The 26706-nt window shown below is 56.9% G+C and carries 27 protein-coding genes; 16 read left to right on the top strand and 11 right to left on the bottom strand.

Annotation, left to right across the window (positions count from 1 at the left end; all coding sequences use genetic code 11):
• Window positions 1-16: 16 nt before the first annotated feature.
• The 6 genes from solA to mdtH all read right to left on the bottom strand — a co-directional run bounded on the left by solA (window position 17) and on the right by mdtH (window position 5130).
• The gene (gene solA, locus ACF8PE_RS19755) at window positions 17-1135 is read right to left on the bottom strand and encodes an N-methyl-L-tryptophan oxidase (RefSeq protein WP_392495204.1); all 1119 of its coding nucleotides are present in this window, start codon (window positions 1133-1135) and stop codon (window positions 17-19) included.
• Between the two features lie 117 nt (window positions 1136-1252).
• Complete coding sequence (gene bssS / locus ACF8PE_RS19750) at window positions 1253-1507, bottom strand: biofilm formation regulator BssS (RefSeq protein WP_032617517.1); 255 nt, start codon at window positions 1505-1507, stop codon at window positions 1253-1255.
• A 270-nt stretch (window positions 1508-1777) separates the two neighbouring features.
• Window positions 1778-2023 carry a DNA damage-inducible protein I gene (gene dinI, locus ACF8PE_RS19745; RefSeq protein ID WP_032617518.1) on the bottom strand — a complete coding sequence of 82 codons (246 nt, stop codon included), beginning with the start codon at window positions 2021-2023 and terminating at the stop codon, window positions 1778-1780.
• A gap of 75 nt (window positions 2024-2098) precedes the next feature.
• Window positions 2099-3145 carry a dihydroorotase gene (pyrC, locus tag ACF8PE_RS19740; protein ID WP_032617520.1) on the bottom strand — a complete coding sequence of 349 codons (1047 nt, stop codon included), beginning with the start codon at window positions 3143-3145 and terminating at the stop codon, window positions 2099-2101.
• Window positions 3146-3254: 109 nt separating this feature from the next.
• Window positions 3255-3815: a lipoprotein gene (locus ACF8PE_RS19735; protein WP_032617521.1), complete on the bottom strand. Its 561-nt coding sequence runs from the start codon at window positions 3813-3815 to the stop codon at window positions 3255-3257.
• Window positions 3816-3921: 106 nt separating this feature from the next.
• Window positions 3922-5130, bottom strand: coding sequence for a multidrug efflux MFS transporter MdtH (gene mdtH / locus ACF8PE_RS19730; RefSeq protein WP_059308277.1), 1209 nt, complete (start codon window positions 5128-5130; stop codon window positions 3922-3924).
• Window positions 5131-5519: 389 nt separating this feature from the next.
• Between mdtH and rimJ the strand changes: the two genes are divergently transcribed.
• From rimJ to murJ, 4 genes are all read left to right on the top strand, one after another.
• On the top strand, window positions 5520-6104 hold the full coding sequence (gene rimJ, locus ACF8PE_RS19725) for a ribosomal protein S5-alanine N-acetyltransferase (protein WP_032617523.1): 585 nt from the start codon (window positions 5520-5522) through the stop codon (window positions 6102-6104).
• A 9-nt stretch (window positions 6105-6113) separates the two neighbouring features.
• Window positions 6114-6764 (top strand): YceH family protein, encoded by a 651-nt coding sequence (locus ACF8PE_RS19720; RefSeq protein WP_392495203.1) that lies wholly within the window; start codon window positions 6114-6116, stop codon window positions 6762-6764.
• A 2-nt stretch (window positions 6765-6766) separates the two neighbouring features.
• Window positions 6767-7690 carry a Gfo/Idh/MocA family protein gene (locus ACF8PE_RS19715; RefSeq protein ID WP_392495202.1) on the top strand — a complete coding sequence of 308 codons (924 nt, stop codon included), beginning with the start codon at window positions 6767-6769 and terminating at the stop codon, window positions 7688-7690.
• 150 nt (window positions 7691-7840) lie between these two features.
• Window positions 7841-9376 (top strand): murein biosynthesis integral membrane protein MurJ, encoded by a 1536-nt coding sequence (murJ, locus tag ACF8PE_RS19710; protein WP_032617526.1) that lies wholly within the window; start codon window positions 7841-7843, stop codon window positions 9374-9376.
• A 71-nt stretch (window positions 9377-9447) separates the two neighbouring features.
• Here murJ and flgN read toward each other — a convergent pair whose 3' ends face one another.
• From flgN to flgA, 3 genes are all read right to left on the bottom strand, one after another.
• Window positions 9448-9870 carry a flagella biosynthesis chaperone FlgN gene (flgN, locus tag ACF8PE_RS19705; RefSeq protein WP_032617527.1) on the bottom strand — a complete coding sequence of 141 codons (423 nt, stop codon included), beginning with the start codon at window positions 9868-9870 and terminating at the stop codon, window positions 9448-9450.
• Window positions 9871-9877: 7 nt separating this feature from the next.
• Window positions 9878-10165 carry a flagellar biosynthesis anti-sigma factor FlgM gene (flgM, locus tag ACF8PE_RS19700; RefSeq protein ID WP_392495201.1) on the bottom strand — a complete coding sequence of 96 codons (288 nt, stop codon included), beginning with the start codon at window positions 10163-10165 and terminating at the stop codon, window positions 9878-9880.
• A gap of 93 nt (window positions 10166-10258) precedes the next feature.
• Window positions 10259-10915 (bottom strand): flagellar basal body P-ring formation chaperone FlgA, encoded by a 657-nt coding sequence (flgA, locus tag ACF8PE_RS19695; RefSeq protein ID WP_032617530.1) that lies wholly within the window; start codon window positions 10913-10915, stop codon window positions 10259-10261.
• Window positions 10916-11076: 161 nt separating this feature from the next.
• On the opposite strand from flgA, the gene flgB reads away from it, so the two are divergent.
• From flgB to flgL, 11 genes are all read left to right on the top strand, one after another.
• Window positions 11077-11493, top strand: a complete 417-nt coding sequence (flgB, locus tag ACF8PE_RS19690) for a flagellar basal body rod protein FlgB (RefSeq protein WP_032617531.1) — start codon at window positions 11077-11079, stop codon at window positions 11491-11493.
• A gap of 2 nt (window positions 11494-11495) precedes the next feature.
• Window positions 11496-11900 (top strand): flagellar basal body rod protein FlgC, encoded by a 405-nt coding sequence (flgC, locus tag ACF8PE_RS19685; RefSeq protein WP_032617532.1) that lies wholly within the window; start codon window positions 11496-11498, stop codon window positions 11898-11900.
• A gap of 11 nt (window positions 11901-11911) precedes the next feature.
• Complete coding sequence (flgD, locus tag ACF8PE_RS19680; RefSeq protein ID WP_032617533.1) at window positions 11912-12616, top strand: flagellar hook assembly protein FlgD; 705 nt, start codon at window positions 11912-11914, stop codon at window positions 12614-12616.
• Window positions 12617-12642: 26 nt separating this feature from the next.
• Window positions 12643-13905 (top strand): flagellar hook protein FlgE, encoded by a 1263-nt coding sequence (flgE, locus tag ACF8PE_RS19675; protein ID WP_117386057.1) that lies wholly within the window; start codon window positions 12643-12645, stop codon window positions 13903-13905.
• A gap of 20 nt (window positions 13906-13925) precedes the next feature.
• Entirely contained in the window at window positions 13926-14681 is a 756-nt protein-coding gene (locus ACF8PE_RS19670) for a flagellar basal body rod protein FlgF (RefSeq protein WP_032617535.1), read from the top strand.
• An 11-nt stretch (window positions 14682-14692) separates the two neighbouring features.
• Window positions 14693-15475, top strand: coding sequence for a flagellar basal-body rod protein FlgG (flgG, locus tag ACF8PE_RS19665; RefSeq protein WP_032617536.1), 783 nt, complete (start codon window positions 14693-14695; stop codon window positions 15473-15475).
• A gap of 57 nt (window positions 15476-15532) precedes the next feature.
• The gene (flgH, locus tag ACF8PE_RS19660) at window positions 15533-16231 is read left to right on the top strand and encodes a flagellar basal body L-ring protein FlgH (RefSeq protein ID WP_032617537.1); all 699 of its coding nucleotides are present in this window, start codon (window positions 15533-15535) and stop codon (window positions 16229-16231) included.
• A gap of 12 nt (window positions 16232-16243) precedes the next feature.
• Window positions 16244-17341, top strand: coding sequence for a flagellar basal body P-ring protein FlgI (locus ACF8PE_RS19655; RefSeq protein ID WP_032617538.1), 1098 nt, complete (start codon window positions 16244-16246; stop codon window positions 17339-17341).
• Complete coding sequence (gene flgJ, locus ACF8PE_RS19650; protein WP_392495200.1) at window positions 17341-18294, top strand: flagellar assembly peptidoglycan hydrolase FlgJ; 954 nt, start codon at window positions 17341-17343, stop codon at window positions 18292-18294. The genes ACF8PE_RS19655 and flgJ overlap by 1 nt, the downstream gene beginning before the upstream one ends.
• 75 nt (window positions 18295-18369) lie before the next feature.
• A complete protein-coding gene (gene flgK / locus ACF8PE_RS19645; protein WP_150870486.1) occupies window positions 18370-20016 on the top strand; it encodes a flagellar hook-associated protein FlgK in 1647 nt (548 codons plus the stop codon).
• A gap of 14 nt (window positions 20017-20030) precedes the next feature.
• The gene (gene flgL, locus ACF8PE_RS19640; RefSeq protein ID WP_103792931.1) at window positions 20031-20984 is read left to right on the top strand and encodes a flagellar hook-associated protein FlgL; all 954 of its coding nucleotides are present in this window, start codon (window positions 20031-20033) and stop codon (window positions 20982-20984) included.
• 77 nt (window positions 20985-21061) lie between these two features.
• Here flgL and ACF8PE_RS19635 read toward each other — a convergent pair whose 3' ends face one another.
• Window positions 21062-22276, bottom strand: a complete 1215-nt coding sequence (locus ACF8PE_RS19635; protein ID WP_103792930.1) for an MFS transporter — start codon at window positions 22274-22276, stop codon at window positions 21062-21064.
• Window positions 22277-22385: 109 nt separating this feature from the next.
• Here ACF8PE_RS19635 and ACF8PE_RS19630 point away from each other — a divergent pair, with 109 nt between their 5' ends.
• On the top strand, window positions 22386-23324 hold the full coding sequence (locus ACF8PE_RS19630) for a LysR family transcriptional regulator (RefSeq protein WP_280713115.1): 939 nt from the start codon (window positions 22386-22388) through the stop codon (window positions 23322-23324).
• Window positions 23325-23364: 40 nt separating this feature from the next.
• Here ACF8PE_RS19630 and rne read toward each other — a convergent pair whose 3' ends face one another.
• Entirely contained in the window at window positions 23365-26550 is a 3186-nt protein-coding gene (gene rne / locus ACF8PE_RS19625) for a ribonuclease E (RefSeq protein WP_117386060.1), read from the bottom strand.
• Window positions 26551-26706 lie beyond the last annotated feature (156 nt).

Raw genomic sequence — 26706 nt, 5'->3', positions numbered from 1 at the left:
CCGAAGCCTGACAGCATTATCGGCTAAAGCGCGACAGGGAGAAAGGCGTGAGATCAAATGGCGGGGCGATCTGCTGAGAGAATTGCGCGGCAATCTCACCCAGTACGCTGGCGAATTTGAAACCGTGACCGCTCAGGCCGGTAATCAGCAGCGTATTGTCGTGACCCGGCAGGGTGTCGATGATGAAATCTTCGTCCGGCGTGTTGTCATAGGTACAGGCTGCGCCATATAACAGGCCCCCGATACCCGGCAATATGTTGCGCAGGAATTTGAACGCTTCGGAGCCATCGCCAGGGTAAGCACCAAACGGCTTGCGCTCTTCCGGGGAGTTAATCACCTGCCCGCCGTTGTGTTTCCCAATCTTCAATGCATCTTTTTCCGACGGGAAGCCGTAGAACTGATCCCCGTCAGGCAGCTCGCCGGTGAACGCCGGGAAGTGATTCTGGTGGCTGTAACGGCCGTCGGACTGGAACCAGGAGAAAACCTTGCGCACAGGCTGGATCGGCAGGTCTGGCACCAGACGCGACACCCAGGTGCCAGCACTCACCAGCAGGCGATTGGCGCGGTATGGGCCTTCGGGCGTTTCGACGGTGACGCCGTCGTCCTGATGCGTAATCGCGTTGACCGGACAGTTAAACAGCTGCGCACAGCCAGCCTCTTTCGCCAGTGCAATCCAGGTTTTTATCGCCAGTTCGCTGCGCAGCACACCGGATTCGGCCTCAAAAAGACCGATATAGCCCTCGGGCACCTGAATTTCAGGCCAGCGTTTCATCACCGCCGCCGCGTCAAGCCGCTCAAGGTTAAGATTGAACTGACGGGCGCTTTGCTCAATGTTTGCCAGGAAGGACGACTCAGACGGCCCGAGATTGACGACGCCGGTGCGTTCAAAGACCGGCTCACCGCTGATTTGGGCCAGTTCATCCCATAGCGCCTGCGCACGCAATACCAGCGGCACATAGCGTTCACCTTCTCCGTAAGCATGACGCATCAGGCGGGTGTCGCCGTGGTGGCTGCCTTCGGTATGGGGCGGCATATGGGCATCAATCATTAGTACGTTTTGCCCCGCCCGGGTTGCGTAATAACCTGCCGCTGCACCGACAGATCCGCTGCCAATAATAATTAGATCGTATTTCATCGGGTTCTCTTTACGCGTTTCGTTGCTTAGCAGGGTAATTAAGACCGGACGGTTATACAAGGGCGAAATAAATGAGGCACCGTGAGGTGCCTTTTGGGGTGAGAATGAGACATTACATTAATGTCGCTGGTACTCATTTGCCTCGTAGTCACTGGATTCTATTTTTGCAATACCGGCTTCTAAAATAGAAATAAACTGACGTGCAACATCTGTTGTTAACCATAGCGTCTGCCCAACCTCCGCTTCTTCGGTGTCAGGGTGGTCCGGGGTCTGGTAATGCAAACGCAGCATCAGTGCGTCGTAGCTATCTACAGTGCTGATATCCCAGCCAACAAGTGGATGTGTCTGGATGACTTCATTATTCTTTTCCATCATAACCCCCTGAATACGTGTTAAAAGACAACGACTGTGAGGTTCAATGCGTGTTTTTCTGAAGCAATTTCAGTATATCAATAAATAAGGCTTATGAAGGGAAAAAGAAACAGGGAGCAAGACATTTTTGTATCTTTTAGGATTGTTTGAACATTAAAACATCATCTTGCAGATGATTTTTGATGGAGTCAGTCAGATTATTCGCAGTTCCGTTATGCAAACGAAAAAAAAGCCGGGGCGACCCGGCAAAAAAAACAAAGAGGGAGAAAATTAATCGGTAATAAACCAGTCGTCAGCGCTTTCCCAGGTTTCCTGTAAAATTTCGCTGATGCGTTCTTTATCTTCTTTGGCACCACCGATAACCGAAAGATTGTTAGACCCGGCATAACGCACGGTGACAGCACCTTCGCGTTCGGGAAAGGAGTCATTTATACGGCGGGAAAATTCACCCGCCAGCGCGTCCAGCGCACCAGCAGGCAAAGCAGTTGTTCTGGCAATGGTGACTTCGATACGCATAGTTGCCCCCTGTGTAATATACTGTTTATTTATACAGTCATATTGTGGAACTTACAACAGGGGGGCCAACAATTTTTAACCTTTCACCGTCCAGTGCACGGTTTCACCCGCGAGGAACGGGATCAGCGTGTCATCCGTCAGCGCAATAGACTCCACCACGCGGCTCTCTTCACGCACCAGCTCAACGTAGGTCTCATTGACCGGCAGGCCGTAGAAGCGAGGGCCGTTAAGGGAGCAGAAGGCCTCGAAGTGCTGCAGGGCGTTCATCTCGTCAAACACCTGGGCGTAGCTGGCCAGTGCGGTAGGGGCGTTGAAGCAGCCTGCGCAGCCACAGCTGGCCTCTTTGCGGTGACGGGCATGCGGGGCAGAGTCGGTGCCGAGGAAGGCGCGCTCAAAGCCGCTGGCGACCAGTTCACGCAGCGCCTGCTGGTGGATGTTGCGCTTGAGGATCGGCAGGCAATAAAGGTGTGGGCGCACGCCGCCTACCAGCATGTGGTTGCGGTTGAACATCAGGTGCTGCGGAGTGATGGTAGCGGCCAGCAGTTCGTTACCGTCGCGCACGTACTCGGCCGCGTCTTTGGTCGTGATGTGTTCAAACACCACTTTCAGACCCGGCAGGCGCTGGCGCAGCGGTTCCATCACAGACTCGATAAAACGTGCTTCGCGGTCGAAGATGTCGATCTCGGCATGGGTGACTTCGCCATGCACCAGCAGCGGCATTCCCAGTTTTTCCATGCGCTCCAGCACCGGCATAATCGCATCAATGCTGGTCACGCCATGGCTGGAGTTGGTGGTGGCGTTGGCCGGATAGAGCTTGGCGGCGGTAAAGACCCCTTCGTTAAAGCCGCGTTCGATCTCGTTTGGATCGAGCGTGTCGGTCAGATAACAGGTCATCAGCGGGGTAAAATCGTGACCGGCAGGCACGGCAGCAAGAATGCGCTGACGATAGGCAATCGCCGCGTCGACCGTGGTGACGGGCGGTACCAGGTTTGGCATAACAATCGCGCGGCCATAAATTTCACTGGTATACGGCACGACAGTGTTGAGCATATCGCCATCGCGAAGATGGATATGCCAGTCGTCTGGGCGGCGAATTTTCAAAACCTGGGATGGTGCAGTCATGGATAGGCTCCGGCTGAGTGAGATGATTTTTGCCGGACACAAAGAATAGAGGGAAACGTTTTCGTTTGCACTCTTTTCCGCAAAAAAAGGCGCCGAAGCGCCTCAGAGGTTAATCGACGAAGGGGATAACAATCTCACCCGGTTTCACTTCGATCCCTTTTGCGTACTTTTTCGCCAGTGCTTCGCCCTTGCTGTTGTCTTCACGCAGAATGTAGGCCGGCTGGTGGTTGAAGTAGTTTTGCAGCGACTGATTCAGGTAGGGCATGAGCGTTTGCAGAACCGGTTTCATTTTATCCGGGGACACCACAGCGTCGGTAATCTCCATCTGCTGCAGATAGATTGCGCCCTGGTCTTTATTGAAGACCGGCAGCGCTTTTAATTTCAGTTTGATATTGGCTTTCTGGCTGCCGAACAGCGAGTTCATATCCAGGCTTGCATCCCCGGAGAGCATCACTTTGTTCGGCTCTTCACGGCCAATCTGGCTGGCGAGGTTGGTCAGGACAATATGCGCATCGGCCACACCCGGGACGCCAATATCTTTCGCAAAGTTATTGCGCTTTTGCAGGGCCTGATTGATCTCTTGTTCACTGACGGTGTACTGGGTGAGCTGATTACAACCAACCAGCAGGCCGCTGACGATCAACGCAGTGGCAATAACGAATTTTTTCATGGTTTTCCTCGACATAGTGTCAGCGCTTCAATCCTGACGCGCCAGTATGTCAGGGGAGAGAGTGGCAGACCAGCAGAAAAAACTGATATCTGGGTCTGCCCGTCGATCAGGCGCCGGGTTCCAGAATGCCGGGCACGCGACGTTTATGGCTGAACTGCCAGCCCAGCGCAAAAAAGGTGAGAACCCCGATCAACGCCAGCATGACCCACGGCAACTCAGGCTGGTGGAAGACTTTTCCGGCATCAAATAACCAGCCGCCACCGGCATACCCCAGCGCGCCGCCAATCGCCAGCCCAAGACGGCTAAAGCCCATATAGCTTCCCCGCGAGCGCGGGTCGGCCAGTTCGGCGCTCAGGGTTTCCCGGGCCGGTTCGGCAATGATTGAGCCGATATAGAACAGGCAAATCAGCATAAACAGCTGTTGCAGGGAATCTACCATGCCGATGGGCAGCATGCTCAGGGACATCAGCAGCAGCCCCGCCATCAGACGGTGCTCAAGACGGAACCGTTTTTCACTCCAGCGGGCAATCGGGTAGAGCAGAGAAAGAGAGAGGCAGGCTTCAATGGCGTACATCCATTTCACCGCTGCTGCGGAGCCCGCCACATCATTGACCATGATTGGCAGCATCAGCATTACCTGCACCCCCAGCATGTAATAGCCTGCCAGGGTCAGCACATAGGTGATAAAGCGTTTATCGCGCCAGACCCGATCCAGCCCTTCGCGCACCGGCGCTTTCACGGTGGAGAGTTTCCATGCCGGTAACAGCCAGGCATTAAAGGCTGCGCAAAGGATAAACAGCACCGCGCCCGTGGCGCACACCAGACGAAAATCATACTGCAGCAGCCAACTGCCCAGCAGTGCGCCCACCACCGCCCCGGCACTGTCCTGCATCATCAGCAGGGAGAAAAAGCGTCCGCGATGCTGAGGGCGGATCAGTTTGACCACCAACGCCGTACGCGGCGGGTCGAACAGCGTGCCGCCCAGCCCGGAAATAATGCAGGAGACCCACAGCACCCATGGCTCATGGGCAATAGCCATGGTGGCAAACCCTGCCGCCCGCAGCAGCATGCCGGTGACGATCATCGGTTTGGCGCCGAAGCGATCGGCAATTGCGCCGCCGAACACCCCTAGCCCCTGCTGAACAAACTGGCGCATACCCAGCGCAATGCCGACCATCAGCGCCGCCCAGCCCATCTGATCGACAAAGCGAATTGAAATTAGCGGAAAAACGACAAAAAAGCCGAGCACAACCAGCATGTTATCAACGAGCAGGAAGTATTTGCCCAGACGGCGTGCGTGTGAGATACGGGACATTTCCCCTCCAGGGAAATATACCCGTCCATACTTCAAGTTGCCGGTGCGTTGACATGACTCGGCCCATGGCCTCGCCCCTTTGGGGCCAGCGCAAGCGCTGTCACTTACTGGGGTAGGCGCCTGGGGATTCGCTGCGTCGCCGCCTTCCTGCAACTCGAATTATTTAGGGTATAAAGATGATGAGCGCGCTAATATTCTGCGGCCTCGCCCGGTTTTTTCCCACAGCGCAGGCGACAATATTTTTTTATCAAAAAGGTACTTTGATTGAGGCTTTTAATCGAAAAATGTGAAAAGTCTTCAAAATGGTATGTCACTGTTTTCCCAGACGGCAGCGGCGCAGGTATAGTAAAGCTAACGGGTCAAGGTTGTAACTGGAAGGAGTTGTATCCATGTTTGGCTATCGCAGTAATGTGCCTAAAGTGCGCCTGACGACTGACCGGCTGGTGGTTCGTCTGGTGCATGAGCGTGATGCCTGGCGTCTGGCGGACTACTACGCAGAGAATCGTCAGTTTTTAAAACCCTGGGAGCCCGTGCGGGATGAGAGCCACTGTTATCCTTCTGGCTGGCAGGCCCGACTGAGCATGATTGCCGAGTTTCACAAGCAAGGCTCGGCATTCTATTTTGCGCTGCTCGACCCCGATGAGAAAGAGATCATCGGGATCGCCAACTTTTCTAATGTGGTGCGGGGATCTTTTCACGCCTGCTACCTGGGCTATTCCATCGGGCAAAAATGGCAGGGGCAGGGGCTAATGTTTGAGGCCTTAACCTCGGCTATCCGCTATATGCAGCGCACCCAGCATATGCACCGCATTATGGCCAACTATATGCCGCACAATCAGCGCAGTGGCGATCTGCTGGCGCGCCTCGGATTTGACAAAGAGGGCTATGCCAAGGACTACCTGTTGATTGACGGCGAATGGCGCGATCATGTCCTGACAGCGCTGACGACTAAAGAGTGGAGCGCAGGACGCTAAGGAACAGAGATGAAATATCAACTAACCGCCACAGAAGCGCGCGTCATTGGCTGCCTGCTGGAAAAACAGGTCACCACGCCGGAACAGTATCCGCTCTCGGTGAATGCCGTTACCCTGGCCTGCAATCAAAAAACCAACCGTGAACCGGTGATGAATCTGGCTGAACATGAAGTGCAGGAGCAACTCGATGCGCTGGTAAAACGGCACTATCTGCGCACCGTCAGCGGCTTTGGCAACCGCGTCACCAAATATGAACAGCGGTTTTGTAACTCCGAGTTTGGCGCGTTAAAGCTGAACCCGGCTGAAGTGGCGCTGATCGCCACTCTGCTCCTGCGTGGGGCGCAAACGCCTGGCGAACTGCGTACCCGGGCCGCGCGCATGCACGAGTTCGCAGATATGCAGGAAGTAGAGCAGGCGCTTGAGGGCCTTGCCACCCGGGAAGATGGTCCTTTTGTTCTGCGTCTGGCGCGCGAGCCGGGCAAGCGCGAGAGCCGCTATATGCACCTTTTCAGCGGTGAAGTTGATACCGCCGACGCGGCACCCGAGGCCGTAGCGCCGGTTGCGGATGAGACCCTGCTGGCTCGCGTTGAAGCGCTGGAAAATGAAGTCGAAGAACTGAAACAGCGACTCGATTCGCTGCTGGCACATCTGGGAGATTAACGGTGACAAAATTACGTGTAGGCGTTGTAGGGCTGGGCGGAATCGCACAGAAAGCCTGGCTGCCGGTGCTGAGCACTGCAACAGACTGGACATTGCAGGGTGCCTGGTCGCCGTCGCGGGATAAGGCGCTGCGCATCTGCGAGTCCGTGCGCATGCCTTATTATCCGTCGCTACAGGATTTGGCCCGCGACTGTGATGTGGTCTTTGTCCACACCTCCACCGTCACTCACTATCAGGTTGTCAGCGAGCTGCTGCAGGCGGGCGTTCATGTTTGCGTCGATAAACCGCTGGCCGACAACCAGGCCGACGCTGAGCGGCTCATTGACCTCGCTGCACAGAAGAAGCTCACCCTGATGGTCGGCTTTAACCGCCGCTTCGCGCCCCTCTATCGGCAGCTCAAAACGCAGCTCACCGGTGCGGCATCGCTGCGGATGGACAAGCACCGGGCCGACAGTATCGGGCCAAACGATCTGCGCTTTACCCTGCTAGATGATTATCTCCATGTGGTGGATACCGCGCTGTGGCTAGCGGGGGATGATGCCCGGCTTACCGGCGGCACGCTGCAAACCAACGATCAGGGGGCGATGGTCTATGCTGAGCACCATTTCAGCGCAGGCAATGTGCAAATCACCACCTCCATGCACCGCCGGGCGGGCAGCCAGCGGGAGTGGATCCAGGCGGTGACCGACGGTGCGCTTCTGGATATTACCGACATGCGCGAGTGGCGTGAGGAGCGGGGGGCAGGAGTTATTACGCCAGCCATCCCGGGCTGGCAAAGCACGCTTGAACAGCGCGGCTTTGCGGGCTGCGCGCGTCACTTTATCGAATGCGTGCAAAATCAGACGGTTCCTGAAACCTCGGGCGAACAGGCGATCCGCGCCCAGCGTATCGTGGAGAAGCTCTGGCGCGAGGCCATGAGCGAATAACCCGCTGTAACATCTGCCCATAGCAATTCCTATGTTTACGAGTAGACTAGGCGCGTTTTCAGTTTTCCAGGTCGGGTAAGCATCGCGCCGCCCGGCGAAATTACGCCTGCTCTGCAGGCGTTTTGTTTCAGGTAGTGGACGCTCACATTAATGAACCTATTAAAATCGCTGGCTGCCGTCAGCTCGATGACCATGTTTTCGCGCGTGCTCGGCTTTGCGCGCGACGCCATTGTGGCGAGGGTCTTTGGCGCAGGGATGGCGACTGACGCCTTTTTTGTTGCTTTTAAACTGCCCAACCTGCTGCGCCGTATCTTTGCCGAAGGCGCATTCTCTCAGGCTTTCGTCCCCATCCTGGCGGAATACAAAAGTAAACAGGGGGAAGATGCGACTAAGGTGTTTGTCTCCTACGTCTCGGGCTTGCTGACCCTTGCCCTGGCGATCGTCACGGTGATCGGGATGTTAGCGGCACCCTGGGTGATCATGGTCACCGCGCCAGGATTTGCCGATACTGCCGATAAATTTGCCCTGACCTCGCAGCTGCTGCGCATTACGTTTCCCTATATTCTGCTGATCTCGCTGGCGTCGCTGGTGGGGGCGATCCTCAACACCTGGAACCGCTTCTCGGTCCCGGCGTTTGCCCCGACGTTCCTGAACGTCAGCATGATCGGCTTTGCGCTGTTCGCCGCGCCGCACTTCCATCCGCCGGTGTTGGCGCTGGCCTGGGCGGTGACGGTGGGGGGCGTGCTACAGCTGGCATATCAACTGCCGCACCTGAAGAAAATCGGCATGCTGGTGCTGCCGCGCATTAACCTGCGTGATGCCGGAGCGATGCGGGTGGTGAAGCAGATGGGGCCGGCGATCCTCGGCGTCTCGGTGAGCCAGATTTCCCTTATCATCAACACCATCTTTGCCTCGTTCCTTGTCTCCGGGTCGGTCTCATGGATGTACTATGCCGACCGCCTGATGGAGTTCCCGTCCGGGGTGCTGGGGGTGGCGCTGGGCACCATCCTGCTGCCGTCACTCTCCCGCAGCTTTGCCAGCGGCAACCATGATGAGTACTGCCGTCTGATGGACTGGGGGCTGCGCCTCTGCTTCCTGTTGGCACTGCCGAGCGCGGTGGCCCTGGGCATTCTCGCCAAACCGTTGACCGTTTCCCTGTTCCAGTACGGAAAATTCACCGCCTTTGACGCCGCCATGACCCAGCGGGCGCTGGTGGCCTATTCCGTCGGCCTGATGGGGCTGATCGTGGTGAAAGTGTTGGCCCCGGGTTTCTACTCGCGTCAGGACATCAAGACCCCGGTGAAGATTGCCATCGTCACCCTGATTATGACGCAGGTAATGAACCTGGCTTTTATTGGCCCGCTGAAGCATGCCGGTCTGTCGCTCTCCATCGGTCTGGCGGCCTGCCTTAACGCCGGGTTGCTCTACTGGCAGCTGAGAAAGCAGCAGATCTTTACCCCGCAGCCGGGATGGTCGAGCTTCCTGTTACGACTGGTCATTGCGGTGCTGGTGATGGCTGCGGCGCTGGTTGGCATGCTGTACGTAATGCCGGACTGGTCGCTGGGCACGATGCCTTATCGACTGCTGCGCCTGATGGCGGTAGTGGTGGTGGGTGTTGTGGCCTACTTCGCAACCCTCGCCGTGCTGGGCTTTAAGGTAAAAGAGTTCGCCCGCCGTACGGCTTAAGGCAAAATCTAAAGCAAAAAAGGGGAGTACCTGTCGGTACTCCCCGTTCTCTGTCTGTCCCGTTCGGGCAATTAGATCGAAAACTTCTTCCCACTGCTGCGTGAGCTGGATGTCTGGCCATTCGCGCCATACAGGGCCGGTTCCTGGTGCGGCTTCAGCACGTCCAGCGCCTGCTGGTTGCGGCTGATTTGCCCTTCAAGTAACCAGCCGTTGTGCTGATTGAGGTCGCGCAGATGCTGAGTTTTTTCAGTAATAGTTTGCCAGCGATCGGCCACATCATCATTTGCACTATGGCGTGCAGATTGCTCGGTTCGTCGCTGCTGCTCCAGATAATCCAGAGTGGCCAGCAGGGAGCTTTTATCTTCGGTAATGCGCTGCAGGGCGCTGCCGTTGACATTCCCGGCAGAGAGCTGCTGCTGCTCGGCGTCCATAACCGTTTTCAGGTCGTTTAATACGACCGTCATGTGATCCATTATTTCCGTCAGACGACTCATACGGCGATTACTCTAAGAAACTTTGCGCATCCTGGATCAGCGCGTCAGCGATTTTACTGGTATCCATTTTTAGCTCACCGTTACGGATCGCGGTTTTCAGCGCTTCAACACGTTCCATGTTGATATCGTTGCTGCCTGGCTGCATCAGTTTTGCCTGGGCATCGCTCAGCGTGACGCTGGTGCTGTTAGTCGCAGCAGATTTTTGCGTGCGCGTTTTAGCTGTCGCAGTGTCATTCATTTCGCGAGGTTGTACAGTGCTAACCGGCTTCAGGGACGATGTACGATCAATGCTCATTATGGTGTCCTCATCGAGGGTTGGCGGCGTTAGCGCCTGACATTATCATTTGTTAATGATTTATCGGCAGTCGCCGCATAATCTTTAAAAAGATTATAGGTTAATCAGAATATTCCCATCAGAATCGACCGTGCCGCTCACTACCTGGCCTGAAATCATCCTGACGCGGGCGTTTTGCGCCACGGCCGCATTGTTCAACGCTTTCCCTTCGCTGTTAACGCTAAAGCCTTCGCCGCTGGCGATCACCATTACTCGCTGTCCGGCTTTGATTCGCCATGACTGGCGCAGCATCGACAGTTGCAGAGGTTGCCCGGGCACCAGATCGCGCAAGCTAACGGCGTTCTGCGCCTGGTGAATATCCAGAATCGTGCGCGGCGGGAGCTGATCCAGCCTGCCGCGTTTCAGCGTAACGCTGTCTGGCTGCAAGGCCGCACCCCGGGGGATGTTCCGGGACGCGACAACATAATCGCCCGTCGCCTGAACTGCAACCTGTATAAACCGTTTTCCCGTGTCACAACGTGCCGTGACGCTCACGTTACCCCACTGTCGGGTGTTGCCAGCGACGCTGAATTCAGGCGTTTCGCAGGTGGGGAGCATGTTGGCTGGCGTGCGGATCTGAACCGAAACCTCATCGCTAAATCCAGCCAGTCGCTGGGCAAAAAACGCCGTCAGCTGAGCATTCAGATCCTGTGCCTGAGAGAGAGCGCTCCAGAGGAGCAGGGTTGCGGTCAAACCACCTTTGAGTGCCATATCGTCCGTTACCGTCGGATTACAGAATGAGCAGGATTCTACCTGTAGCGGGTGGGCATCAACGCAATAAATAGCGACGCATTTTGCGCTTATTCCGTCGATGACGGAGACGGGTTGAGATTTAAGCTATCCACTGAAATTTTGCCATCAGCGGAGGAGACATGCTCGATAAACTCGACGCCGCGCTACGTTTTCAGCAAGAAGCGCTCAACTTGCGTGCCCAGCGTCAGGAGATTCTGGCCGCCAATATCGCAAACGCCGATACCCCCGGGTTTCAGGCGCGTGATATCGATTTTTCCAGTGAATTAAAGAAAGTGATGGAGCGTGGTCGGGCCGAAAACAGCGGTGTTGCCCTTGCGCTGACCTCTGCACGTCATATTCCTGCAGAGACCGTCACGACCCCCAATACCGATTTACTTTATCGCATCCCGGATCAGCCATCTCTGGACGGTAACACCGTCGATATGGATCGGGAGCGTACGCAGTTCGCTGATAACAGTCTCAAGTACCAGATGGGGCTGACCGTTCTCGGTGGACAGATTAAAGGCATGATGAGTGTTCTGCAGGGAGGCAACTAATAATGGCCTTACTCAATATCTTTGATATCGCGGGTTCCGCGCTGACCGCGCAATCCCAACGTCTGAACGTGGCCGCCAGTAACATGGCGAACGCCGACAGCGTGACCGGCCCGGATGGCCAACCCTACCGCGCTAAACAGGTTGTGTTCCAGGTGGATGCTGCACCGGGTGCGGCAACCGGCGGGGTAAAAGTGGCCAACGTGATTGAGAGCCAGGCCCCGGACAAACTGGTGTACGAGCCGGGCAACCCGCTGGCCGACGCCAGTGGCTACGTCAAAATGCCGAACGTGGATGTGGTGGGTGAAATGGTTAACACCATGTCGGCGTCCCGCAGCTACCAGGCTAACGTAGAAGTGCTGAACACCGTAAAGAGCATGATGCTTAAAACGCTCACTCTGGGCCAGTAAAGGAGAGATCAATGTCCATTGCAGTCAATGTAAATGACAGGACGGCTACGACTGGCGTCGGTGGCACTACCGGCAGTAACTCCCTCACCGGAAGCAATGCTTCCGATCTGCAGGGCAGCTTTCTGACGCTGCTGGTCGCCCAGCTTAAAAACCAGGATCCAACCAACCCGATGCAGAACAACGAACTGACCACGCAGCTTGCGCAGATCAGTACGGTGAGCGGCATCGAGAAACTGAACACCACGCTGGGTTCTATTTCCGGGCAGATCGACAACAGCCAGTCGATGCAGGCCAGCACGCTGATTGGCCATGGCGTGATGATCCCTGGTTCGACCGTTCTGGCGGGCACCAGTGGTGCCGAAGGCTCGACCACCACCTCAACCACGCCATTTGGTGTTGAGTTGCAGCAGAGCGCAGACAAAGTGACGGCCACTATCACCGATAAGTCCGGTGCAGTGATACGGACTATTGACATTGGCGAGCTGAAAGCAGGCGTCCATACCTTTACCTGGGATGGTACTCAGACCGACGGCAGCACGGCACCAAACGGCTCTTACAACGTAGCGATTTCCGCCAGCAGCGGCAGCACGCAGCTGGTGGCACAGCCACTGCAGTTTGCAATGGTGCAGGGTGTGATCCGCAGCGGTGGCGGTAACACGCTGGATCTCGGCACTTACGGTACCACCACGCTCGACGAAGTTCGGCAGATTATTTAAGCCCTAACATTTACCAGGAGTAACTCATGGCCTTTTCACAAGCGGTCAGCGGCCTGAATGCTGCAGCCACTAACCTCGACGTCATTGGTAACAACATTGCCAACTCCGCGACCTACGGCTTTAAGTCCGGTAGCGCGTCATTCGCGGACATGTTCGCCGGTTCCAAAGTCGGTCTGGGCGTAAAAGTCGCCGGGATCACCCAGGACTTTTCAGATGGTACCACCACCAACACCGGTCGTGGTCTGGATGTGGCTATCAGCCAGAGCGGTTTTTTCCGTATGCTCGACAGCAACGGTTCTGTTTTTTACAGCCGTAACGGTCAGTTCAGCCTGGACGAAAACCGCAACCTGGTGAACATGCAGGGCTTACAGCTGACCGGCTATCCGGCAGCAGGTAGCCCTCCGACGGTTCAGACCGGTGCTAACCCACAGGCGATCACCATCCCTAATGACCTGATGCCCGCGAAAGCGACCAGCACTGCGGCGCAGCAGATCAACCTGAACTCCACGGACAGCGTGCCGAACATTGCGTTTGACGCGACCAATGCCAACCCGGATTCAGACAGCTTCAACAAGAAAGGCACTATCACCGTTTACGACAATCAGGGTAACGCCCACAACATGTATGTCTACTACGTAAAAAAAGCAGACAACAAATGGGATCTCTACACCCAGGACGGTAGCGTGACGAACGGTAAAATTACTAAAGCTGCACAGATGAACTTCGACAGCAACGGTAACCTGGACGGTATCTACAACTACAACGCCGCTGGCGTGTTGAGCGCGACCCCAAATGGCAACCCGGCGATCAACGTGACGACCGATCCACTGAGCGGCGCGCTGCCGGTGACCTTCTCCCTGAGCTTCCTGAACTCCATGCAGCAGAACACCGGGGCGAACAACATCGTGGCAACCAACCAGAACGGCTACAAGCCGGGCGACCTGGTTAGCTATCAGATCAACGATGACGGTACCGTGGTAGGTAACTACTCCAACGAACAAAACCAGGTGCTGGGTCAGATCGTCATGGCGAACTTCGCCAACAACGAAGGCCTGCAGTCTGAAGGTAACAACGTCTGGTCTGCTACCCAGTCTTCAGGCGTGGCGCTGCTGGGCACCGCCGGTTCCGGTAACTTCGGTACCCTGACCAACGGCGCGCTGGAAGCTTCCAACGTCGACCTGAGTAAAGAGCTGGTCAATATGATCGTCGCGCAGCGTAACTATCAGTCGAACGCGCAGACCATCAAAACGCAGGATCAGATCCTCAACACGCTGGTTAACCTCCGCTAAGTAGCTGACGGGATAGCTTAATGGATCACGCAATATATACCGCGATGGGCGCTGCCAGTCAGACGCTCAATCAGCAGGCAGTCACCGCCAGTAACCTGGCGAACGCCTCGACGCCAGGCTTCCGTGCGCAGCTCAATGCAATGCGCGCCGTGCCGGTGGAAGGGCTTTCCCTGCCGACGCGTACGTTGGTCACCGCCTCCACCCCAGGTGCCGATATGACACCGGGGCAGATGGACTATACCTCGCGCCCGCTCGACGTGGCGCTGCAGCAGGACGGCTGGCTGGCGGTTCAAACGGCCGACGGCAGCGAAGGCTACACCCGTAACGGTAACATCCAGGTGGATTCGGTCGGGCAACTGACCATCCAGGGACATCCGGTTATCGGTGAAGGCGGCCCGATCACCGTGCCGGAAGGCTCGGAGATCACCATCGCGGCAGACGGGACCATCTCGGCCCTGAACCCCGGCGATCCGCCAAACACCGTAGCGCCGGTTGGCCGCCTGAAGCTGGTAAAAGCCGAAGGTTTTGAAGTGCAGCGTGGCGACGACGGCATGTTCCGTCTGACCCAGGCGGCGCAGGCGACCCGTGGCGCGACCTTACAGGCCGACCCGAGCATTCGCGTCATGTCTGGCGTGCTGGAAGGCAGTAACGTTAAGCCGGTCGCGGCGATGACCGACATGATCGCCAGCGCGCGCCGTTTTGAAATGCAGATGAAGGTCATCTCCAGCGTTGATGAAAACGCCGGGCGCGCCAACCAGCTGCTGTCAATGAGTTAACAGGACACCTTATGATCAGTTCTTTATGGATCGCGAAAACCGGCCTCGACGCACAGCAAACCAATATGGACGTCATCGCCAACAACCTGGCGAACGTCAGCACCAACGGTTTTAAGCGTCAGCGTGCGGTTTTCGAAGATTTGCTTTATCAGACCATCCGTCAGCCGGGTGCGCAGTCGTCTGAACAGACCACGCTGCCATCCGGTCTGCAGATCGGTACCGGTGTTCGTCCGGTGGCGACCGAGCGTCTGCACAGCCAGGGTAACCTGTCTCAGACCAACAACAGCAAAGACGTGGCAATCAAAGGCCAGGGCTTCTTCCAGGTGCAGTTGCCGGACGGTACCTCGGCCTACACCCGTGACGGCTCGTTCCAGGTGGATCAGAACGGCCAGCTGGTGACGGCGGGCGGTTTCCAGGTGCAACCTGCCATCACCATTCCGGCTAATGCCCTGAGCATTACTATCGGCCGTGACGGGATTGTGAGCGTGACCCAGCAGGGCCAGGCCGCGCCGGTGCAGGTAGGCCAGCTTAACCTGACCACCTTCATGAACGACACCGGTCTGGAAAGCATCGGTGAGAACCTGTACATCGAAACTCAGTCTTCCGGCGCGCCAAACGAGAGCACGCCAGGTCTGAACGGTTCAGGTCTGCTGTACCAGGGGTATGTGGAAACCTCAAACGTCAACGTCGCGGAAGAGCTGGTGAATATGATCCAGGTTCAGCGCGCGTACGAAATTAACAGCAAAGCAGTGTCGACGACCGACCAGATGCTGCAGAAACTGACGCAACTCTAAGGTGTAGTCCGGTGCGGTTCGCGCCGCACCGGCTCCCTGTTTTCGAAGATGAAGGCAATGCAAAAACTCGCGGCGATTCGTTATCCGATAGTGACCCTCCTGGCCGTTACCCTGACCGGTTGCGCCTGGATCCCGTCTCAACCTCTGGTGCAGGGTGCGACTTCCGCCCAACCCGTTCCTGGCCCGATGCCAGTCGCGAATGGCTCTATTTTCCAGACAGCGCAGCCGATTAACTACGGTTATCAGCCGATGTTTGAAGACCGTCGCCCACGTAATATCGGCGATACGCTGACCATCCAGCTTCAGGAAAACGTCAGCGCCAGCAAAAGCTCCTCAGCCAATGCCAGCCGCGACGGGAAAACCAATTTTGGTTTCGACACTGTGCCACGTTACCTCGAAGGACTCTTCGGTAATGCCCGCGCCGATGTTGAGACGTCTGGCGGCAACTCCTTTAATGGTAAAGGCGGCGCCAATGCCAGCAACACCTTTAGCGGCACGTTGACGGTGACCGTTGACCAGGTGCTGGCGAACGGCAATTTACATGTTGTGGGTGAAAAACAGATCGCCATTAATCAGGGCACTGAGTTCATTCGCTTCTCCGGTGTGGTTAACCCTCGCACCATCAGCGGCTCCAACACCGTACCGTCCACCCAGGTGGCCGATGCGCGCATTGAGTACGTCGGCAACGGCTACATCAATGAAGCGCAGAATATGGGCTGGTTGCAGCGTTTCTTCCTTAATTTATCGCCGATGTAAGCGAGGTGACCTATGTTTAAATCCCTCTTCGGGATCCTGTTGGTGCTGGTGGCAACTGTTGCCCAGGCCGACCGTATCCGCGATCTCACAAGTGTTCAGGGTGTGCGGGAAAACTCACTGATCGGTTACGGCCTGGTGGTGGGACTGGACGGCACGGGTGACCAGACGACCCAGACCCCTTTTACTACGCAGAGCCTGAATAACATGCTCTCCCAGCTCGGCATTACGGTGCCCGCCGGGACCAACATGCAGCTGAAAAACGTGGCGGCCGTGATGGTCACCGCCTCCTACCCGGCCTTTTCCCGCCAGGGACAGACCATCGACGTGGTGGTCTCCTCCATGGGTAACGCGAAAAGCCTGCGTGGCGGTACGCTGCTGATGACGCCGCTGAAAGGGGTGGACAGCCAGGTGTATGCCCTCGCGCAGGGTAATATTCTGGTCGGCGGGGCAGGTGCGTCCGCAGGCGGCAGCAGCGTGCAGGTAAACCAGCTCAATGGCGGCCGTATTACCAACGGGGCGATCATTGAGCGTGAACTGCCGACCCAGTTCGGCACCGGGAACACCATCAACCTGCAGCTGAACGACGACGACTTCACCATGGCGCAGCAGATCGCTGACACCATTAACCGTGGTCGCGGCTATGGCAGTGCCACGGCGCTGGACGCCCGCACCGTGCAGATCCGTGTCTCCAGCGGCAACAGCAACCAGGTTCGCCTGCTGGCGGATATCCAGAACATGGAAGTAAACGTCACGCCGCAGGATGCCAAAGTGATCATCAACTCCCGTACCGGTTCGGTGGTAATGAACCGTGAAGTGACTCTGGACAACTGTGCCGTGGCGCAGGGTAACCTCTCGGTCACCGTCAACCGCTCGGCTAACGTCAGCCAGCCGGATACGCCGTTTGGCGGCGGTGAAACCGTGGTGACGCCGCAGACCCAGATTGATATGCGTCAGAGCGGCGGCTCGCTGCAGAGCGTGCGCTCCAGCGCCAACCTGAACAACGTGGTGCGTGCACTGAATGCGCTCGGCGCGACCCCGATCGATCTGATGTCGATTCTGCAATCCATGCAGAGCGCAGGCTGCCTGCGCGCCAAAGTGGAAATTATCTGATGCTGACCGATAGCAAACTGCTGAGCAGCGCGGCCTGGGATACCCAGTCGCTCAACGAACTGAAATCCAAAGCAGGCAAAGATCCGGCGGGTAATATCCGCCCGGTTGCCCGCCAGGTGGAAGGGATGTTTGTCCAGATGATGCTGAAAAGCATGCGTGAGGCGCTACCGAAAGATGGCATCTTCAGCAGCGATTCAACGCGTCTGTATACCAGCATGTATGACCAGCAGATTGCGCAGCAGATGACTTCCGGTAAAGGGCTGGGGCTGGCGGATGTGATTGTTAAGCAGATGGCGGCCGCCCAGGGCGTGCCGCCGGAAGAGACCCCTCAACAGGTACCGATGAAGTTCGACCTGGAAAGGGTGACCAGCTATCAAAACCAGTCCCTGACGCAAATGGTGCGTAAAGCGGTGCCGAAAGTGCCAGAAAGTAACGATGAGCCGCTCACCGGCGACAGCAAAGACTTCCTGGCCCAGCTCTCGCTCCCGGCGCGTCTTGCCAGCCAGCAGAGCGGGGTGCCGCATCACCTGATTCTGGCCCAGGCGGCGCTGGAATCTGGCTGGGGGCAACGGCAGATCCGTCGTGAGAACGGCGAGCCAAGCTTCAACATCTTTGGTGTGAAGGCCACAGGAAGCTGGAAAGGGCCAACCACCGACATCACCACCACCGAATATGAAAACGGTGAAGCGAAGAAAATTAAAGCGAAGTTCCGCGTCTACAGCTCATATCTGGAAGCGCTTTCGGACTATGTCGGGGTGCTGAGCCGTAACCCACGCTATGCGGCAGTGACTCAGGCCGCCACGGCAGAGCAGGGTGCGCAAGCGTTGCAGCAAGCGGGCTACGCCACCGATCCGCAGTATGCCCGTAAGCTGACCAGCATGATCCAGCAGCTTAAAGCGATGGGTGAAAAAGTGAGCAAAGCATACAGCAACGATATCGAAAATCTGTTCTGAAAGTTCTCAAGTCCGGCTGGGGGCTGCCGATAATCTCCAACAGGACTCGTGTCTGAAAGTATAAAAGGAACCCCCATGTCCAGTTTGATCAACAGCGCCATGAGTGGCCTCAGCGCGGCACAGGCTGCGTTGAATACCGCCAGTAATAACATTTCAAGCTACAACGTGGCGGGATACACCCGTCAGACCACGGTGCTGAGCGCCTCAAACAGCACCCTGACAGGCGGCGGTTGGGTTGGCAACGGCGTGTATGTCTCCGGGGTACAGCGCGAATATGATTCATTCATTACCAACCAGCTGCGCGCCGCGCAGAACCAGAGCAGCGCCCTGACCACCCGCTACCAGCAGATGTCCAAAATTGACGACGTTCTGTCCGGCAGCACAAACAGCCTGGCGACGACGCTGCAGGATTTCTTCAGCAGCCTGCAGACCCTGGTCAGCAACGCCGAAGATCCGGCGGCGCGTCAGACCGTGCTGGGTAAAGCTGCGGGCCTGGTGAACCAGTTCAAGGTGAACGATCAGTATCTGCGCGATCAGGATAAGCAGATCAACATTGCTATCGGCACCAGCGTGGATCAGATCAATAACTACGCGAAGCAGATTGCGAACCTCAATGACCAGATCTCCCGTCTGACCGGCGTGGGTGCAGGGGCTTCCCCGAACAACCTGCTCGACCAGCGTGACCAGTTGGTGAGCGAGCTGAACCAGATCGTGGGCGTTGACGTCTCGGTCCAGGATGGCGGCACCTATAACGTCTCCTTCGGTAACGGCTACAACCTGGTCCAGGGCAGCACCTCTAACCAGCTGGCGGCCGTGAAGTCCAGCGCCGACCCGTCCCGTACCACAGTGGCGTTTGTGGATGGCACCTCTGGCCCGGTCGAGATCCCGGAAAAGCTGCTGACCAGCGGCTCACTGGGCGGGATATTAACCTTCCGTACCGAAGAGCTGGACACTGCACGCAACACCCTAAACCAACTGGCGCTCTCCTTTGCAAACTCGATGAACAGTCAGCATGCAAAGGGCTTTGACGCAGAAGGCGAGGCCGGCGAGAAATTATTTGATATCGGTGCTCCGGCGGTGCTGGCTAACAGCAAAAATAGTGGTTCGGCTTCCGTCTCCGCGACGGTTGATATGGACAACTATGCCAAAGTGCAGGCTACCGACTACAAGATGGAGTTTGATGGCTCCAACTGGCAGATCACCCGTCTCTCCGATAAAACCACAGTAAATGCCACCAACGACGGCAACGGTAACTTGTCCTTCGATGGGCTGACGGTCAACGTATCAGGTGCGGCAAATAAAAAAGACAGCTTTATCGTTAAGCCTGTCGCCAATGCCATCGTGAATATGGATCTGGCGATCAGTGACGAGTCAAAACTGGCTCTCGCCTCTGATGCAAACGGCGGTGAAAGTGATAACCGCAATGGTCAGGCGCTGCTGGATCTGCAGAAAACCAAAGTGGTGGGCGGCAACAAAACCTTTAACGATGCCTATGCCTCACTGGTCAGTACCGTCGGCAGCAAAACCGCGACGCTGAAAACCAGCAGCGCTACCCAGGCTAACGTGGCGACGCAGCTGAGCAACCAGCAGCAGTCGATCTCCGGGGTTAATCTCGACGAAGAGTACGGCAACCTGCAGCGTTTCCAGCAGTACTACCTGGCCAATGCCCAAGTGCTGCAAACCGCCAGTACGCTCTTCGACGCGTTAATTAATATTCGCTAAGGCCGAGGTCAACGATGCGTATTAGCACCCAGATGATGTATCAGCAGAACATGCGCGGGATCACCGATTCCCAGAGCAAGTGGATGGAATACGGTGAGCAGATGTCCACCGGTAAACGTGTTAATCGTCCTTCGGACGATCCGATCGCGGCCTCACAGGCCGTGGTGTTGTCCCAGGCGCAGTCGGAGAACAGCCAGTACACCCTGGCCCGCTCTTTCGCTACGCAAAAAGTGTCGTTGGAAGAAAATATTTTGGGTCAGGTGACAACCGCGCTGCAGTCGGCGCAAGAAAAAATTGTCTATGCTGGCAACGGCACACTGAGTGACAGCGATCGCAACTCGCTCGCTACCGATCTGCAGGGTATTCGCGATCAGCTGATGAACCTGGCAAACAGTACCGATGGTAACGGACGTTATATTTTTGCCGGTTATAAAACTGACGCCGTTGCATTCGATCAGGCTAGCGGGACTTATACTGGCGGTTCAATGCCAATTAGCCAGCAGGTTGATTCTGCACGTACCATGCAGATTAGCCATACTGGCAGCGAAGTGTTTGAATCCTTTACCAGCAATGCGGCGCCAGAACCTGTTGGCAGCGCGACGGAAAAAAATCTGTTTAAAATTTTTGATAACGCGATTGCAGCGCTGAAAGTACCTGTTGAAGGCGATCAGACAAAAGCTGACCAGTTTGCTGTTGACATTGATAAGGCAAACCGCGGCTTACGTAATTCGCTGGATAACGTGCTGACTGTGCGTGCCGATCTGGGGACCAAACTGAAGGAGCTGGAATCTCTCGATACGTTGGGAAGTGACCGTGCTTTAGGTCAATCAACTCAGATGAGTAATCTTGTGGAAGTAGACTGGAACGCAGCGATTTCGTCTTACACCATGCAGCAGGCTGCGCTTCAGGCTTCCTACAAAGCGTTCAGCGATATGCAGGGTATGTCTCTGTTCCAGCTCAACAGATAACCGTCTTGACCTTTGGACATGACTTGAAACTGGTTATGTTCTGTGCCCAATCCGTTTGCGCGGATTGGGCTTTTTTTTCAGGAATTCTGCATCACTGAGGCGCTAGTGCGGGCGCTCTCTGCCAGACGAATGGCCAGGGCGATGGCTGCGGTCACCGTTGCCAGGGCAACCACACCCGGCCAGCCAGCCATCGTATACAGCTGACTACCCAGCGCCGAACCCAGCGCCATCCCGATAAACACGCCGGTAAAGAGCAGGGCGTTCAGACGACCACGTGCCTGCGGCTCGAGGCCATAAACCAGATTCTGGTGGGCAACCAGGCTTGACTGCAGGCCGAGATCAAAACCGACGGCGGAGACCGCGATCAGGATCAGCTGGCCGTGTACGCCAAGAGCGGGCATCAGGAACATCAGGGCGAAGGAGACGGTCACCAGCGCGGCACCCAGTTGGGTGACTTTACCGGCGCCCAGTTTATCAGCCAGGCCACCTGCGAGCGGCGCTGCCAGGGCACCTGCGGCACCGGCAATACCGTATCCCCCCGCAACCGCACTGCCCAACTGATAGTGCTCCATCAGCATCACTGCCAGCGTAGACCAGAAGGCGCTGAAGGCAATAGAGAGGAAGCCCTGCGCCAGAGCGGCCCGACGCAGCGCCGGATAACGACGCCACAGGTGCACCACTGAGCGCATCAAATCTGGATAACGCAGGTTTGAATGCACCGCGAAACGGGGCAGAATCAGCCACATCACGGCGGCAAGAATGGCAATGCTGCCCGCCGCCAGTTGATACATCACGCGCCAGCCAAAGGCTTCACCCACGACGCCGCTCACCGTACGGGAGAGCAGGATCCCCAGCAACAGGCCAGTCATGACCGTTCCGACGGTTTTCCCCTGTTTGCCTTCCGGGGCCAGAATCGCCGCCGCCGGAACGATATCCTGCGCCATGGTGGCCGCCATCCCAATCAGCAGGCTGACCAACAGCAGCGAGTGAATCTGCCCTGTCAGGCTACAGGCCAGCAGCAATCCCGCCAGCGCAATGCTTTTTACCACTATCAGGGTGCGACGGTCATAGCGATCGCCCAGTGGCAGAAGGAAAAGGATACCCAGCGCATAGCCTGCCTGGGTCAGGGTTGGCACCATCCCCATCCCTTCAATGCTGAGATGCAGATCGGTGCCCATCAGCGGCAGCAGCGGTTGGGCATAATAGATGGACGCGACGCTGAATCCTGCGCCGATGGCAAGGATAAAAATGACCCAACGGCTGACGGCTGGGGTTAAGGTGCTGGTGTTCATATACGGTTCCTCATTTCGGGTGTGTCGCTATTCTTTACCAGCCCGGCTTGCGGTGGTAGCAGGCGCAGTGTTAAAACACTTATACGTGTAACGTATAACCGGATAAATCATGAAACGCTCAGAGCGTATAGACAGGGTCGAACTGATGCGAACCTTCGTGCGCATCATCGAAACAGGCTCCCTTTCCGCTGCCGCCGTACAGATGGCCACCACCCAGGCCACCGTGAGCCGTCGCCTGCAATCGCTGGAAACGCTGCTTGGGGTGCGCCTGATCCTACGCACCACGCATGCCATGAAGCTGACCGATGATGGGGAACGCTGCTACCAGCACGCCCGGCGGGTAATCGACAGCTGGCATGCGCTTGAGGACGACGTCGGGCAGACGGAAGATGAACCCGTGGGCGTGCTTCGCGTCCGTGCCCCTCATGCTTTCGGGCAGGAGCAATTGCTGGAACCGTTAACGGCGTTTCTGCTGCGCTATCCGCGGTTGAATGTGGAGTGGATGCTCAACGACCGCTCGGCCGATTTCCTGAGTGACAATATTGACTGCGCCATCCGTGTGGGAGCGGAGATCGACCCCGCCACGGTATCGGTGTTGCTTGCCGAGGTTCCGCGCAGTGTCGTTGCTTCGCCCGGGATGCTCGCTGGTCACGCGCCTGTTGAGAAGCCGGAAGATCTCTCTGCGCTGCCCTGGGTGGCACTCAATACGTTTTATCGTGAGCACGTGGAACTGTTCCGCGCGGGCACCCCGCAATCGCTGCGGGTGGCTATTTCTCCACGGTTAAGTACGGACAGCCTGTACGTGGCGCGTAAAAGTGCATTAACCGGGTTGGGGGTGGCGGTGGTATCAAGCTGGACGGTAGAAGCCGATATTCGTGAGGGCAGGCTGGTGCACCTGGTGCCCGACTGGCAGCCTGCCGCGTTGCCGGTTCATCTGGTCTATCCGTGGTCACGCTATTATCCGGCACGGCTTCGTCGCTTTCTGGAGATGATGCGAGAGGTAATGCCTGAAATCGCCGGTATGCGCAGGCCAGAACAGAAGCAATAAAAAAGCCGACCCGAAGGTCGGCTTTTGCGCTTAAGCGGGCTTATTCAGCCGGCTGTGGACGCGTGGCAGGCGCGGTCGCCTGGTGCGTTGCGCTGTGACCACCTGCTGAACCTTTACCCTCGAAATCAAACGCCGGGCGTACCCAGTCGCTGTGACGCGGGGCTTCAGGCACATATTCCGGGGCTGGCGCGCGGGTCATTGGCGCAGTGGCGTGGTGAACACCCTCGTTAACCTGAGCAACGGGCGCTGGTGCTGGTTTCACTTCCGGCGCTTTCACTTCAGCGACTTCAGGTTTCTCTTCAGCAACAGGTTCAACAGCAATCTCAACTTCAGGTTGAACTTGCGTTTCCACTTCCACTTCTCCAACTGGCTGTGGCTCCACGGCTTCCGCGGTAATTTCAACCGGCTCGGCAGCCTTAACGTCTTCCACTACCTGCTCTGCGACAACCACATCTTCAGGGGCGATGATCTGCGGCTGTTCAGTAACAGGCGCGGCAATCACTTCCGGGTGTGACGTTTCCACTTCAGCAGTCTGTGGCTGTGGCTCAGGGATAACAACTGCCGCAGCCTCGGTGATAACCTCATCAACCACTGGCGCGACTGGGGCAACCGCTTCGGCCGTCACGTTCTGCTCGTCAAACTGCTGCTCCTGAGGACGGGCAACCGGATAACGGATCCAGGCTTTGCCGGAGGCCATTTCTGGTGACGCACAGGCGATTGCCAGCGGCATTGGCGACTGCAGCGGATAACGCTCGTCACGATAACGGCGACGACGCTGACCGCTCACGCGCAGATGACGCGGGGAGCGACGTGAGCGACGCGGCATACCCGCATTGTCACGGCCTTCGGTGGTCTCTTCCTGTTCAGGGGCATTTTCGATGACCGCAGGCAGGTCGACTTTTGCCAGTTCGGTGCTCTGAACGGGTTCAACCTGTGGCGCTACCGCTTCAACAGCTGCTTCGTCGGTCTGAGACTCGAAACGGACTTTCTGGCTCAGCTGACGCTGCTTACGGCGTGGCATGACCTGAACACGCTCTTCCTGATCCGCATCCTGCACGGTCTCTTCTTCGCGATTCAGCGCTTTAACTTCCTGCTGCGCCTGGCGCTTGTCATCATTACGACGGCGGTTGCGCTCGCGGCGTGGCTGCTGCTCATCACGCGATCTGCTCTTTTCAGACTCCTCGCCGGCCGGCTGGCGAATTTCACGATCTTCCGCGTTCTGCTGCGGCTTCTCACGGCGGTTGCGACGGTTATCGTCACGTCCTTCGCGGCGTTCACGACCCTCACGGCCTTCGCGACCTTCACGGTTATCGCGATTGTCACGGCTTTCATTGCCTTCACGGCCTTCGTTGTTGTCTGAACGGTTATCGCGACGCTCGTTGCGGTCACGGCGGTTGTTCTGACGTTTACGACGATCCGGTGAACGCTCCTGTTTCTCTTCTTTCTTCTCAACCGGCGCCGGGGCAGGTTGTGGCTCTTCGCCAGCAAACATTTTCTTCAGGGCACTGAAGAAACGGCTCAGCAGGCCAGGCTGCGCTGCCGGTTGGCTGACGTTTGCCGCAGGTTTAGCTGCTGCTGGTTTGGCAACGGTGCTCTCCTGCGCAGGCGCAGGTGGGGCTTCTGGCATCACAAAGGCCGCCAGAGCAGGCTGTTCTGGAAGTTTACGCTCGGCGTACTCTTCTTCGGACGGCAGAGCCATCGCCTCTTCATGCAGCTTAGGCAGCATGTAGCTCAGGGTTGAAGTCTCTTCGCCTTTGCGCACGCGCAGCACGGAGTAGTGCGGGGTTTGCATCTGGTCGTTAGGCACGATCACGCAGCGTACGCCGCTCAGACGGGCTTCGATAGCACTTACCGCAGCACGTTTTTCGTTCAGCAGGTAGGAGGCGACCGGCACAGGCACAATGGCGTGGACTTCTTTGGTGTTCTCTTTCAGCGCTTCTTCTTCAATCAGACGCAGGATAGAGAGTGACAAGGATTCGTTGTCACGCACGGTGCCAGTGCCGCTACAGCGTGGGCAGACGTGGTGGCTGGATTCACCCAGCGACGGACTCAGGCGCTGACGGGACATCTCCAGCAGACCGAAACGGGAGATATGGCTGATCTGAATACGCGCACGATCCTGACGCACCGCTTCACGCAGACGGTTTTCCACCGCTCGCTGGTGACGTACTGGCGTCATGTCGATGAAGTCGATAACGATCAGGCCGCCCAGGTCACGCAGACGCAGCTGACGCGCAATCTCATCTGCCGCTTCGAGGTTGGTGTTGAACGCCGTCTCTTCGATATCGCCGCCGCGGGTTGCACGTGCGGAGTTGATGTCGATGGCGGTCAGCGCCTCGGTGCTGTCGATAACGATAGAACCACCGGATGGCAGACGGACTTCACGCTGGAAGGCGGATTCAATCTGCGATTCGATCTGGTAGTGGCTGAACAGCGGGATTTCACCGGTGTACAGTTTGATTTTGCTGGTGAAATCAGGACGACCCAGCGCGGCAATGTGCTGGCGAGCCAGCTCAAGCACTTTCGGGTTATCAATCAGAATTTCACCGATGTCCTGACGCAGATAGTCACGGAAGGCACGTACGATAACGTTGCTTTCCTGGTGGATCAGGAACGGGGCAGGGCGGCTTTCAGCGGCTTTCTGAATCGCTTCCCAATGCTTCAGGCGGAAGCCGAGGTCCCACTGCAGCGCTTCGGCAGATTTGCCTACGCCTGCGGTACGAACAATCAGGCCCATGCCGTCTGGCAGTTCAAGACTGGCCAGCGCTTCTTTCAGTTCGGTACGGTCGTCGCCTTCAATGCGGCGAGAGATGCCACCCGCGCGCGGGTTGTTTGGCATCAGTACCAGATAGCTGCCTGCCAGACTGATAAAGGTGGTCAGCGCGGCGCCTTTGTTGCCACGCTCTTCTTTATCGATCTGAACGATAACTTCCTGGCCTTCACGCAGGACATCTTTGATGTTCGGACGGCCATGGGCGTTATAGTTAGAAGGGAAGTATTCGCGAGCAATCTCTTTTAGGGGGAGGAAACCATGACGCTCGGCACCGTAGTCTACAAATGCGGCTTCAAGGCTGGGTTCGATGCGGGTGATTTTGCCTTTGTAAATGTTCGCTTTTTTCTGTTCGTGTCCAGGACTTTCGATATCCAGATCGTACAGACGCTGCCCATCCACAAGGGCGACACGCAACTCTTCTTGCTGAGTTGCGTTGATTAACATTCTTTTCATCGTAACTTACTCATTATTCTTACATTGACGACTAAGCTGCGGGCAAGGTGACGCTTTCCGGGGTATGAACCGATGGCCTCGTGTCTATTCACGTCGCCAACCTCACGGTTGTCGCTCGCTTAAGAGGCGCAAAGTGTCGGTTGCCTGTATTTCATA

The organism is Leclercia sp. GLN_9, from assembly GCF_043105735.1.
In the GTDB taxonomy this organism is placed as follows: Bacteria; Pseudomonadota; Gammaproteobacteria; order Enterobacterales; family Enterobacteriaceae; genus Enterobacter; species Enterobacter adecarboxylatus.
This window is presented reverse-complemented; position numbering and strand designations above follow the sequence as displayed.

What these genes read in the sequence shown, in the direction of transcription:
- flgH (WP_032617537.1), top strand. Translation starts at nt 15,533, where the DNA reads ATGCAAAAACTCGCGGCGATTCGTTATCCGATAGTGACCCTCCTGGCC.
- murJ (WP_032617526.1), top strand. Translation starts at nt 7,841, where the DNA reads ATGAACCTATTAAAATCGCTGGCTGCCGTCAGCTCGATGACCATGTTT.
- ACF8PE_RS19735 (WP_032617521.1), bottom strand. Translation starts at nt 3,815, where the DNA reads ATGAAAAAATTCGTTATTGCCACTGCGTTGATCGTCAGCGGCCTGCTG.
- rimJ (WP_032617523.1), top strand. Translation starts at nt 5,520, where the DNA reads ATGTTTGGCTATCGCAGTAATGTGCCTAAAGTGCGCCTGACGACTGAC.
- flgM (WP_392495201.1), bottom strand. Translation starts at nt 10,165, where the DNA reads ATGAGCATTGATCGTACATCGTCCCTGAAGCCGGTTAGCACTGTACAA.
- ACF8PE_RS19655 (WP_032617538.1), top strand. Translation starts at nt 16,244, where the DNA reads ATGTTTAAATCCCTCTTCGGGATCCTGTTGGTGCTGGTGGCAACTGTT.
- flgJ (WP_392495200.1), top strand. Translation starts at nt 17,341, where the DNA reads ATGCTGACCGATAGCAAACTGCTGAGCAGCGCGGCCTGGGATACCCAG.
- flgD (WP_032617533.1), top strand. Translation starts at nt 11,912, where the DNA reads ATGTCCATTGCAGTCAATGTAAATGACAGGACGGCTACGACTGGCGTC.
- flgG (WP_032617536.1), top strand. Translation starts at nt 14,693, where the DNA reads ATGATCAGTTCTTTATGGATCGCGAAAACCGGCCTCGACGCACAGCAA.
- flgN (WP_032617527.1), bottom strand. Translation starts at nt 9,870, where the DNA reads ATGAGTCGTCTGACGGAAATAATGGATCACATGACGGTCGTATTAAAC.
- ACF8PE_RS19670 (WP_032617535.1), top strand. Translation starts at nt 13,926, where the DNA reads ATGGATCACGCAATATATACCGCGATGGGCGCTGCCAGTCAGACGCTC.
- mdtH (WP_059308277.1), bottom strand. Translation starts at nt 5,130, where the DNA reads ATGTCCCGTATCTCACACGCACGCCGTCTGGGCAAATACTTCCTGCTC.
- ACF8PE_RS19630 (WP_280713115.1), top strand. Translation starts at nt 22,386, where the DNA reads ATGAAACGCTCAGAGCGTATAGACAGGGTCGAACTGATGCGAACCTTC.
- flgL (WP_103792931.1), top strand. Translation starts at nt 20,031, where the DNA reads ATGCGTATTAGCACCCAGATGATGTATCAGCAGAACATGCGCGGGATC.
- flgA (WP_032617530.1), bottom strand. Translation starts at nt 10,915, where the DNA reads ATGGCACTCAAAGGTGGTTTGACCGCAACCCTGCTCCTCTGGAGCGCT.
- flgE (WP_117386057.1), top strand. Translation starts at nt 12,643, where the DNA reads ATGGCCTTTTCACAAGCGGTCAGCGGCCTGAATGCTGCAGCCACTAAC.
- pyrC (WP_032617520.1), bottom strand. Translation starts at nt 3,145, where the DNA reads ATGACTGCACCATCCCAGGTTTTGAAAATTCGCCGCCCAGACGACTGG.
- ACF8PE_RS19635 (WP_103792930.1), bottom strand. Translation starts at nt 22,276, where the DNA reads ATGAACACCAGCACCTTAACCCCAGCCGTCAGCCGTTGGGTCATTTTT.
- ACF8PE_RS19720 (WP_392495203.1), top strand. Translation starts at nt 6,114, where the DNA reads ATGAAATATCAACTAACCGCCACAGAAGCGCGCGTCATTGGCTGCCTG.
- flgK (WP_150870486.1), top strand. Translation starts at nt 18,370, where the DNA reads ATGTCCAGTTTGATCAACAGCGCCATGAGTGGCCTCAGCGCGGCACAG.
- flgB (WP_032617531.1), top strand. Translation starts at nt 11,077, where the DNA reads ATGCTCGATAAACTCGACGCCGCGCTACGTTTTCAGCAAGAAGCGCTC.
- flgC (WP_032617532.1), top strand. Translation starts at nt 11,496, where the DNA reads ATGGCCTTACTCAATATCTTTGATATCGCGGGTTCCGCGCTGACCGCG.
- rne (WP_117386060.1), bottom strand. Translation starts at nt 26,550, where the DNA reads ATGAAAAGAATGTTAATCAACGCAACTCAGCAAGAAGAGTTGCGTGTC.
- solA (WP_392495204.1), bottom strand. Translation starts at nt 1,135, where the DNA reads ATGAAATACGATCTAATTATTATTGGCAGCGGATCTGTCGGTGCAGCG.
- dinI (WP_032617518.1), bottom strand. Translation starts at nt 2,023, where the DNA reads ATGCGTATCGAAGTCACCATTGCCAGAACAACTGCTTTGCCTGCTGGT.
- bssS (WP_032617517.1), bottom strand. Translation starts at nt 1,507, where the DNA reads ATGGAAAAGAATAATGAAGTCATCCAGACACATCCACTTGTTGGCTGG.